Origin of the sequence: uncultured Thermosynechococcus sp. (assembly GCF_937958135.1) — a bacterium.
Classification (GTDB): domain Bacteria; phylum Cyanobacteriota; class Cyanobacteriia; order Thermosynechococcales; family Thermosynechococcaceae; genus Thermosynechococcus.
In genome coordinates, this window is sequence record NZ_CALGOG010000076.1 from 1 (window position 1) to 10,338 (window position 10,338).

Genomic DNA, 10,338 nt, shown 5'->3' on the forward strand with positions numbered 1-10,338 from the left:
TGGCTCCGGGTTTGCCCGCTATGGGGGTGAGGTGCTGCTGGGGCGTTTGGGACATGCCTTGGTTGCCCTGGGTGGCCCCCTTGGGCCAGCGATCGCCGGCAGCATTTTTATTTTGTCTAGCCGCTCCCATCGCACTACAGACATTTGTCTCAAAGCACTTGGCATCGTTATCTTGGCCTCGGTGTTCCTGTGGGTGCGATCGCTCTTTGGCATTGTCTTTATGACAGGGGTGGGCATTGCCATCCTCCTGGTGGCCTCTCACGGGAATCACTGGTTCAAGGGTCTTTCCATTCAGTTCCTTGGCGTGCAGGCCTGTATTAGTACCTTCCAGCAGGTGGACTACCTCTTTACCTACGCCATTGCGGGGGGACAGCTTTCCGACACAGGTCTTTTACAACACTACCTTTGGCTCCCCTATTGGCTGTGGGGAGCGCTCATTACTGTGCTGACCCTAGGACTGCTGCTGTGGAGCCTCAGAGTGGCCTATACCCGCCCTAGGTAATGCCCCAGCGGTTGCGCCAGCGGCTTGTGGATTCACGGTGAGAGACCTGCTGCTCGGCTTGGCGGCGCAATCGAATTGTCTCCGCACTATCCCGCAGGTGGGGATCGCGGTAGGGAATTCCGGCGCGGGTTTGCAAGTGTTCCTGTTCTAGCTGTGAAAGGGGAATCAGGTGATCTGCTTGCCAGCGGGCGACGGTTCCCTGGGCCCATTCATGGCTGTGCTGCGGTGCCCCAATTGGGAGCGTCCCGATGTGCAAACCGGCCTCCCGCAGGGCTGAACGAACTGCCGCAGCCCGCGAATAGGTGGCCAAATATCCCTCTGGTGCCAGACACCGAGCAACTAGGCTGAGAAACTCCACCGTCCACAATTGCGGACAGCGCTGCGGTGAAAAGGGATCAAGAAAAATTGCATCTGCTTGAAATCCTTGGCGAACAAGGTCTTGGATGGTTTGGCGGGCATCGCCGATTAAAAGCTGTGCTTGGCACTGTGGGGTACTCACCTGCTGTCCCTCAGCCAGTCTCTCAAGAATTGCCTGAACCGGCGCTGACCAAGGGGGCATCACTGCCAATGCTGCTTGAGGAACGCGGAGATCTAGCTCTAAGCCAACCACAGTGACCTGACAGGCAGGATTGTGGTGCCAGATAACTTCTAGGGCCGCGGCGGTGTTGTAGCCTAAGCCATAGCAGATATCCAAAAGCTGCAACTGGGGGGCTTGGGCTTGGGTCGGCAGAGCAGTGGCGATCGCGAACTTTTCAAAGGCTTCTTGGCGCGCTCCCTCAAGGCTATGGAAAGTTTCGCCAAACTCGGAAGAAAAAAATGTAAAGGAACCGTCCGCTGTCGCTCGAGGCTGCCAGAGTGGGGTCAAAGCAGCCATCTGCTGAGAAGAGGTCATCACGGCATTTGAGCGGGTGGCTGCGGTTGGGGTTCGGGAGAGCGGTTCAGCATCACAACACCGACCCCTGCAACCAAAAGAATAGTAACAATACCGCCAATTATCAGCAGCAAAGGGGGAGAGGATTTTGCCCCTGGCACAGGTTCTGGACTCACCACTGCAGGTTTTGGGGGTGGAAGATTCAGTTGCGTTTCGTGGGGTGGCTGCTGCTGGCTCAGCTCTTCCTCTGCTTGGGTAACGGTTGAGGTTAAGGGCACCGCCTTAATGCTGTGGTAGTTGACACTCTGCAAATACTTGATAAATTCGGCATCCCCCATTGACATGATGCTGTAGTGCGCCTTGACGGATCCACCAAAGTTAATTTCATCTCCATCCTTTAACTCGTGTCTTTGCACGCGCTGGCCATTGACTAGGATGCCATTGGCACTGGGTTTACCATCGGCATTGCCATCCACCACGCGATAGCGATAGCCATCGGGGGAAGGAATCCGCAGCAGCAGGGCATGCTGCCGTGAGACACCGTGACCATGAATGACAATTGCATTTGTAACATCGCGACCAATGGAATAGGTGGCCGCCTCCAAGGCAACCGTGCGCCTGCCCGTTTCATCTTCAATGCGGAGCAAATGGTGCTCATGATGGGTATTCATGGGAACACCTGAAACTGATTTTACCCAACATCTTAGCCTGAGTTGCAAACAGCGGTATCGCCCAAGTTCCTAAATTAAGTTAAGTGAGGGGAAACAGACGTATTGGGGCTAGGGCTTGCAGTTGTTGCCCAAGGCGAAAAGCCTGGGGTTCATAGAGTTCGAGGGTGAGGGCAGCAGGAAGTTGCTGGATAAAAGCCCGCGATTGCGGCAGGGGCAAACCCGTGATTTTTGTAATCAAGTTGCTAATTTCTAGGGCGGCTTCTGCATTACGGGGGAGACCCACCCACAGCCGCCACTGGCGGCGAGGCGCCATTTTCCCCTGTTCAACCCGCCGTAGGCCATCAATCGTGGCCAAGACAATCAGGCGATCGCCCGCAGCAAGTTGCAGTGTATCACTGGGCAAAAATTGTTGACTGGTCTCCCCGCCCAAAAACTGTTCGTGGCGCTTGTAAAAGACGGGAATGACTGCATAGCCATAGGCCACTTCTCCAATTAACTTGCCCTCAAGGGTATCCCCAGCGGTAACGGTATAGTCGGCAATCAGAACGGTTTGCTGATCAATCTGAAACAGACCAAGCATGGTTTCGCCAAAGGCGGCGCCGGCAAAGGCTTCTGCTGCTAGGGCATAGGCACAGAGGGGACGGGCACGGGGTAAAAGCTCCCGTAAATCATCGGTGAGAGTAGGATCATAGATGCTAATGACCAAGCCAATCGGAGACTGGCGCTGCTCTGTGGCTTGGCGGGCAATTAGAGCCGCCTCAAGGTTCAGCATCTCGTCGGGAGTGGTAAGAACTAGGCTTTTGGCACTCTCTAAATGGGCTTGGGGAAGTTTCTCAGTAATGCTGCCAAAAAGCATTGGCAGGTCTTCAAAGAGCTGGGTCTGCTCTGGGTTGTCCACCAGTAGGACGAGGGGTTGACGAAAGGTGCGCAGCAGTTGCACCACCTGTTGGCCAATACGATTTAGACCAACCACAATCACATGATCTGCCGTGGGCAGAGGCGGACGTTTCTTGATAAACTCAAACCGCGCCTCTAGGAGTTTCTCGGCCAACAGGCCCAAGACACCCACAATAAAGAGGATGCTGACAACTGCCACCAAAATACAGACCACGAGTAGCCAGGGGGGCACAGGATCATTTTCTAGCCCGCCAAAGAGATCGCCAAAGCCCCCCAGTAGGAGAATAAACCCCGCAGCAAAGGCCTTTTGCCAATTGAGGTTAGGGACGTTGTAGCGCAACAGGAGGGCTGTCAAAAGCCACAGACCACTGCCTATCCAGAGTCCCCTGAAAATTAATTCGCGGGAGCGATCGCCATGGATCCACTGCCAAAATTGCTGCACCTGCTCAGGGAGTTGGCGCAGTTGCTGTAGCCGTTGCTGCAGGGGATTTGAGGCTGGAGGGCCAAAGGACTTGACAACTTCCACGCGCTCAATCCAAATAGGGCGATCTCCCACTTCAAAGTGCAAATCCGGTGGCCAATGGTTAAAAAGACGATGGGGGCGAGTCGGCTGGAAGAGAGAGAGCTGCGAATGGCAGGAGCGGATACTAATTAGGCGTTGATGACGGCGCTGCCAACGGTGGACAGGGGTACCCAGTAGCGGACTCTCGGCAGTGACGGTCTGCTGCCACACTCGAAACTGTTGCCCCTCAATTGTAAACGCCGCGAGAATATCCTCCTCAAGGGCTGCCAAGGCAAAAGCAGGAGCCGGCAGCTCCGTCGGATTAAGGGCAACAAAGCTCCCCAACTTTTTCGCCAAAAGGGCGTTGAGATTATCGCGACTGGAGCGCACCACGAGGTGGACATGGGGATTTAAGCGGCGAGCCACAAGCGCCGTAGCAATATTGGTGGCCTCATCACTCGTCACCGCTAGGAGAGTGCGGCAGCGATCAATGCCAGCGGCTTTCAGAACTGTTTCCTGCCGACAGTCACCAATAACGACAGGTTCACTGAGTAACTCCGCCAACTGGGGAATTTCCCATTCAATGTTGCGGTGGCGTTCAATGGCACAAATTTCAATGGCCAAGTGATCAGCCGCAAACCGGCGCAGGCTTTGGATGCAAAACTGCCCCAAACTACCAAGACCACAGATAATAAAGCGATCGCGGCCACCCCCCTCTCCCAACTGGGTAATGGACGCTCCTACCGCGGGAGCAGACCACGATTTCCACCAGTAGGGAAAGGATTGATAGGGTTCAGCCACAAACAGAAGGAGACTTCCCTCCTGCCACTTCTGCCGCAGGAGAGTGCCCCAGCGGGTGAGGCGGTCAAGGTCAACCTGAGTGGACTCAATCCAAATGGCCAGGTGGCGATCGCCCCGGTCAACAAACCAAGTGGCACTGCTACCTAATAGCTGGCGCAGTTGCCGATCGATGACCTCCGCAAGGCTCGCCATATCCTTCTAGCCAAAATAGGAAAGCAGGGCCTGTTGCTCCAACTGACGACCAATCACCACAAGGCGGGTTTGACGGGGTTCTGCTAATTGCCACGGGCGATCGTAAAACCAGTCTAACCGCTGACCGACCCCCTGTACCACAAGACGCATCGGCTTGCCTTCAATGGCTGCAAAGCCTTTGATGCGGTAAATGTCAGGCACTTGCAGTAATCGTTCAAGGGATTGGCGCAGGCGTTGCAGATCCCAAGTCCCCATCTCCAAGCAAACTGCTTGAATCTCTGCGTCGTGATCGTGCTCTTCCTCAAAATCGTGATGACTTGGCCGCTGCCCCAAGTTCTCCTCAACGGCGGCGTTAAAGCCCAACAACAAGTCCGCAGGCACTTGTCCCTGCTGCGCCGCCAGCAGCTTAATCCGTGGGGGCAATTGACGGCGCAGTTCCCTCAGGAGCTGTTCCACCTGCTGCCGAGTCAGTTGATCGGCCTTGTTGAGAATCACCAAATCGGCACAGGCCAGTTGATCATTAAAGAGTTCCTCAAGGGGCGTCTCTTCATGCTGGAGGTTTGGATCCGCCTCCTTCTGGGCAAAGAGTGCCTCTAAATCAGCGCTCACTTGACCCGCTGCCAAAGCCAGCCCATCCACAACGGTCACCACCCCATCTACCGTTGCTGCGTGGCGTACCTCTGGCCAACGGAAGGCCATGACCAAGGGTTTAGGCAGTGCCAGTCCTGAGGTTTCAATCACAATGTGATCAATCTCCTGCCGCCGTGCCAAGAGGGCTTGCATCGTTGGCAAAAACTCCTCCTGCACCGTGCAGCAAAGACAGCCATTGGTCAGTTCCCAGATGCCCATGGCGCGATCGCCACAGGACTGCAACAGCTCGCCATCAATGCCGACATCGCCAAACTCATTGACAATCACGGCAATACGCCTGCCGGCGGCATTCTGGAGCAGGTGTCGAATCAGCGTGGTTTTGCCACTCCCAAGAAAGCCGGTAATAATTGTGACTGGAATTTTTGCACTCATTAAAAGGCCTCAATGTTGGGAAAGTCTTTGAGTTGATGGGCGGCTTCGCCACAGGTTCGGGGGGTTGGAAACACCTTTTCGGGGTTGGCGAGGCGTTTTGGATCAAACGCAGCGCGCACCTGCTGCATTGTTTCTAGATCTGCCGGACTAAACATTTCGCTCATAAAACAGACCTTATCACTGCCAATCCCGTGCTCTCCAGAGATACTTCCCCCCAAGCGCACACAGAGCTTGAGAATTTCCCCCCCCAAGGCTTCTACTTCCGCAAGGGCACCGGGAACCGACTGATCGTAGAGAATCAAAGGATGCAGGTTGCCATCGCCGGCGTGAAAGACATTGGCGATGCGATAGCCACTGCGCTGACTGAGTTGTTCAATCTCCCTGAGGACAGTGGCCAGTTGACTGCGGGGAATCACTCCATCTTGGACAAAATAGTTGGGACTGAGGCGACCCGCAGCGGCAAAGGCGGCTTTGCGACCCTGCCAAAGGCGCAGGCGGTCTTCGGCTTCTGTGGCCACCGTCACATGGCGTGCCCCCTGTGCATAGCAAATGCGCATGACTTGCTCCTGCAGGAAGGGCACTTCCGCCTCTAGGCCATCCACTTCCACCAGCAGGACGGCAGCGGCATCGCGGGGATAGCAGTTGGTCGCCACCACATCCTCCACGGCATTGATACTCAGGTTGTCCATAATCTCCATGCCGGCGGGAATAATTCCGGCACGAATAATTGCAGAAACCGTTTCCCCGGCTGCTTCAATGGTGGGGAAATCCGCCAAGAGAACGGCGATCGCCTCCGCCTGTTTAAGAACCCGCAGCCGAATTTCCGTGGCAATGCCCAGCGTCCCCTCCGAGCCAACAAAAACCCCCATGAGGTCATAGCCGGGCATTTCCGGGGCTGCACCGCCCAGTTCCACAATTTCCCCATTGGGCAGAACCACCGTGAGTCCGAGCACATGGTTTGTGGTGACGCCATACTTTAGGCAATGAACACCGCCGGAGTTCTCAGCCACATTGCCGCCAATGGAGCAAATAATTTGGCTCGATGGATCGGGGGCATAGTAAAAGCCCTGAGCAGCAACCGCTTGGGTAACCCACGCATTAATGACTCCCGGCTGCACTACCACCTGCTGATTGGCCAGATCAATGTCTAGAATCCGGTTCATGCGGGAAGTGACAATGAGAATTCCCTCCGTGTGGGGCAGTGCGCCCCCCGATAAGCCAGTGCCTGAGCCACGGGCAACAAAGGGAATTCGATAGCGATCGCACACTTTGAGGACGGCAGAAACTTGCGCTGTGGTCTGAGGAAGCACGACAAGCTTGGGTCGCTGCCGATACATGGATAGACCGTCACACTCATACACTAGGGCGGCCGCTGGGTTAGTGATGACACTCTCCTTGCCGACGATGGCCGTTAGCTCCTCCGTTACCCGCTGCCAAGGGGTAATTTGCCGTAATGTGGACATCTCCACTGCTGTGAACCCACCTTTTCTATCGTAAATTGACTCCCCCTCAGAACAATGGGGGCAGAGGGGATTTGACATTTACTTACTAAATAGTTATAAGATTAAGTAGTAACCATTTTAGGGTTAAACAATCCTGCCCCACGCTTTACCCCCTACTGGAGCGCGCTATGCTATTTCGCCAACTTTTTGACTACGACACGTGGACCTATTCCTACCTCATTGCCGATGAAGCCACAGGTGACGCTGCCTTGGTGGATAGCGTCCTCGAACAGGTGGATCGGGATGTGCAGTTAATTGAGCAATTGGGGTTAAAGTTGCGCTACTGCTTGGAAACCCATGTCCACGCCGACCACATTACCGGCGCGGGTAAAATCCGTGAGCGCACGGGCTGCAAAACCCTTGTCCCTGAAAATGCAGCTGTGGACTGCGCCGATGGCCATATTAAAGACGGGGAAGTGATTCATGTGGGCAGTATCCCGATTCAGGGAATTGCCACTTTGGGGCACACCGATAGCCACATGGCCTTCTTGGTCAACGGCACTCACCTACTGACGGGTGATTCCCTCTTTATTCGGGGCTGCGGGCGCACCGACTTCCAAAGTGGTGATGCGGGGGCAATGTATGATGCGGTAACGCAGCGACTCTTTACGCTTCCCGACTCTACCCTAGTCTATCCCGGCCATGACTATCGTGGTCACACGGTTTCTACTATCGGTGAGGAGAAACGCTTTAATCCTCGCTTTGTGGGTCGCGATCGCCAGCAGTTCATTGAGTTTATGGCTAACCTGAATCTGCCCGATCCCAAGAAAATCATGGAGGCAGTGCCCGCTAACCAACAGTGTGGGAGGGTTGCTGCGGCTGTTTAATCCCTTGACTCCTGATGGCCCCTGTTTTTTACCTATCCTTCAGTCACGAGGTTAGAAACCAAAAATTATGATCACAACAACCACTGAGTCTCCCCTTATTTCTGCTGCTGAACTCCACAATGCCCTGCAGCAGCGACAAGTCCTGCTCATTGACGTGCGGGAACCCAATGAGTACAACAATGCCCACATTCCGGGGGCGCTGCTGTGCCCTTTGGCCAATGTGCAGGAGCTGGAGCCTCCCTGTAGCTCCGACACGCGGGTGGTGCTCTACTGCGAGTCGGGTCGGCGCTCGCAGATGGCCTACGAAATCCTTGCCCGGCGGGGGTTCCAAAACCTGAAAAACCTCGAAGGAGGCATCCAGCGCTGGAAACAGATGGGCTACGCTGTGCGGGGCGCTGCCAATGCTCCCCTCAGCATCATGCGGCAGGTACAAATTACGGCCGGTAGCTTAATTCTCACAGGGGTGATCTTGGGCTTTACCGTCAACGCAGGATTTTTCTTCCTGTCGGGCTTTGTCGGCCTGGGCATGCTCTTTGCCGGTCTCAGTGGCCGCTGCCTACTGGCTCAACTGCTCATGCGCTTGCCCTTTAATCGCCCCAAGGGAAAATAGCCAATGCTGAGTTACTGGTTGGGGCACGGACTGGCGATCGCCATCGGCTTGAGTCTTGGTCTATTGGGGGGCGGCGGTTCAGTTCTTGCCCTACCGGTATTGGTTTATGTCATGGGCATTGAGACTAAAGTCGCGATTCCGATGACCCTTGTGATTGTTGGCACCGTCAGTTTGCTGGCGGTTATTCCCCAGTGGCGGCGCGGTTACGTCAACTTACGTCTGGCCCTGGTTTTTGGTTCAGCAACAATGGTTGGTGCCTACCTCGGAGCGCGACTGGCTGCCCTGCCTTGGATTACCGATACCGTGCAGCTCTTACTCTTTGCCGTTGCCATGATGGTGGCGGCAATTTTAATGATTCGGCGGCAGCAGCGCCCCCCTGCGCCCGAACTCACGCCTCCAGAAGTTTTTTTAGAAAGTCAGCTTTATAGCCCCCCAGTATGTAAGTACTGCTGGCTGTGGCTACCCACAGAGGGCTTGGGTGTCGGTATTCTGACAGGACTGGTGGGTGTTGGTGGGGGCTTTGCCATTGTGCCTGCCCTTGTTTTGCTGGGGAAAATTCCCATGCGACAGGCGATCGGCACCTCACTCCTAATTATTGCTGCCAACGCTGTAGCTGCGGTTTGGGGCTATCTGGGCACCGTTAACTTGGATCCACGCTTGACCCTGACCCTAACCTTAGCAGCAGCGAGTGGTTCTGTTCTCGGCAGCTACCTCAGTCACTACATCTCCGCCAAACGACTCCAGCAGGGCTTTGGCTACTTCTTAATTGGTATTGCCACCTTTGTTATCCTGAAAACGCTACTGGCACCCCCCCAGCGCAGCAAAAGCTCCTCTCTGCCGGCGAGGCACTACCTCACTGCATCGGTTCCCACAAAGCGAAGCCCCACTTAGGACTCTGGGGCTTTTGAGGCACTCTGCTGTTGCCCAATTTGATTGAGCAGCGCGAGAATGCGACTCCCCCGCTCTAGGGAGCGATCTTCAATAAACACCACCTCAGGTGTCCGTCGTAGGCGAATGCGCTGCCCCAGTTGCCGTCGCACAAAGCCCGAAGCGGCCTTCAGACCTGCCATGGTTGAGCGGCGTACCTCCTCGGTGCTATAGATACTGACGAAAATTTTGGCGTGTTGCAAATCACCAGAAACTTCTACATCCGTGACACTGACCATGCCCGCCCCCACCCGCTCATCGCGGATTTCATACATCAACAACTGACTCACTTCCCGTTTGATTAATTCTGCTACTCGTGCTACCCGTCGCTCTGTTGCCATGGCGGGCCTCCTTTTCTTGATTGGTGGTAAAGACGATTCTGCACCTCTCCTATCTTATCAAGACAGCCATCGCCGAGTTCCTTAGGTTGCGGGCGATCGCCCAAGACTGCTATGGCAGTCACCACTGGCAGCGGTTTACAATACTTAACATTTCTTACTGGCGTTCTGTTTCGGTTCAGGCCCCAATTTCCTACTGTTTCGGTGAATTACAACCCCTGCTCAAAAATGAGAAACCGGGGAGGCTAGGCAACAATCACCTTGATATTTCGTAAGAATTCCGCTATCACGTTAATATAGTTCTCCCGCAGCAAATGCTGATGGGAAGCTTAACCTACCCTTGGTGAACGCCAACAGTGACTAGGTAAAATCACCTACTAACTTAAGCGTCAGCGAGGGATGGGTTTCTCATTTATTAAAGCCAAATTAACAGGATGCTGGAGCGATCGCTCCTAAGTAAGGAGCCGATAATGCCCTACCAGCAACTGTAAGGTTCTAAATCTGGCATCTATATCTGCAAGAGGATTTAATTCCATGACGATCGCGATTGGACGAGCGCCAGCGGAGCGGGGATGGTTCGACATCCTCGACGACTGGCTCAAACGTGACAGATTTGTCTTTGTCGGCTGGTCAGGCATTCTCCTGTTTCCCTGCGCCTACCTTGCCCTCGGCGGC

At 54.8% G+C, this 10,338-nt stretch carries 10 protein-coding genes and 1 pseudogene; 5 read left to right on the plus strand and 6 right to left on the minus strand.

Going from position 1 to position 10,338, the window contains the following annotated elements:
- On the plus strand, positions 1-502 hold a 502-nt coding region (locus Q0711_RS09495), incomplete at its 5' end, for a M50 family metallopeptidase (protein WP_299042392.1).
- Here Q0711_RS09495 and Q0711_RS09500 read toward each other — a convergent pair.
- The 5 genes from Q0711_RS09500 to Q0711_RS09520 all read right to left on the minus strand — a co-directional run bounded on the left by Q0711_RS09500 (position 495) and on the right by Q0711_RS09520 (position 6,922).
- On the minus strand, positions 495-1,376 hold the full coding sequence (locus Q0711_RS09500) for an MnmC family methyltransferase (protein ID WP_298613263.1): 882 nt from the start codon (positions 1,374-1,376) through the stop codon (positions 495-497). The genes Q0711_RS09495 and Q0711_RS09500 overlap by 8 nt on opposite strands.
- A 17-nt stretch (positions 1,377-1,393) precedes the next feature.
- Complete coding sequence (locus Q0711_RS09505; protein WP_299042394.1) at positions 1,394-2,044, minus strand: FHA domain-containing protein; 651 nt, start codon at positions 2,042-2,044, stop codon at positions 1,394-1,396.
- 79 nt (positions 2,045-2,123) lie between these two features.
- A complete protein-coding gene (locus Q0711_RS09510) occupies positions 2,124-4,436 on the minus strand; it encodes an NAD-binding protein (protein WP_298613268.1) in 2,313 nt (770 codons plus the stop codon).
- A 6-nt stretch (positions 4,437-4,442) separates the two neighbouring features.
- A complete protein-coding gene (gene cobW / locus Q0711_RS09515; RefSeq protein WP_298613271.1) occupies positions 4,443-5,459 on the minus strand; it encodes a cobalamin biosynthesis protein CobW in 1,017 nt (338 codons plus the stop codon).
- A complete protein-coding gene (locus tag Q0711_RS09520; RefSeq protein WP_298613274.1) occupies positions 5,459-6,922 on the minus strand; it encodes an FAD-linked oxidase C-terminal domain-containing protein in 1,464 nt (487 codons plus the stop codon). The genes cobW and Q0711_RS09520 overlap by 1 nt, the downstream gene beginning before the upstream one ends.
- A 167-nt stretch (positions 6,923-7,089) precedes the next feature.
- Here Q0711_RS09520 and Q0711_RS09525 point away from each other — a divergent pair, with 167 nt between their 5' ends.
- From Q0711_RS09525 to Q0711_RS09535, 3 genes are all read left to right on the plus strand, one after another.
- Entirely contained in the window at positions 7,090-7,788 is a 699-nt protein-coding gene (locus tag Q0711_RS09525) for an MBL fold metallo-hydrolase (RefSeq protein WP_298613277.1), read from the plus strand.
- Between the two features lie 67 nt (positions 7,789-7,855).
- Positions 7,856-8,398: a rhodanese-like domain-containing protein gene (locus tag Q0711_RS09530; protein ID WP_298613280.1), complete on the plus strand. Its 543-nt coding sequence runs from the start codon at positions 7,856-7,858 to the stop codon at positions 8,396-8,398.
- A 3-nt stretch (positions 8,399-8,401) separates the two neighbouring features.
- Entirely contained in the window at positions 8,402-9,289 is an 888-nt protein-coding gene (locus tag Q0711_RS09535; protein WP_298613282.1) for a sulfite exporter TauE/SafE family protein, read from the plus strand.
- Here the strand turns inward: Q0711_RS09535 and rbfA are convergent.
- A complete protein-coding gene (gene rbfA, locus Q0711_RS09540; protein WP_298613285.1) occupies positions 9,286-9,666 on the minus strand; it encodes a 30S ribosome-binding factor RbfA in 381 nt (126 codons plus the stop codon). The two genes, Q0711_RS09535 and rbfA, sit on opposite strands and share 4 nt — an antisense overlap.
- A 531-nt stretch (positions 9,667-10,197) precedes the next feature.
- Between rbfA and Q0711_RS09545 the strand changes: the two are divergent.
- Positions 10,198-10,338: pseudogene (locus Q0711_RS09545) on the plus strand (photosystem II D2 protein (photosystem q(a) protein)); the annotation flags it as partial.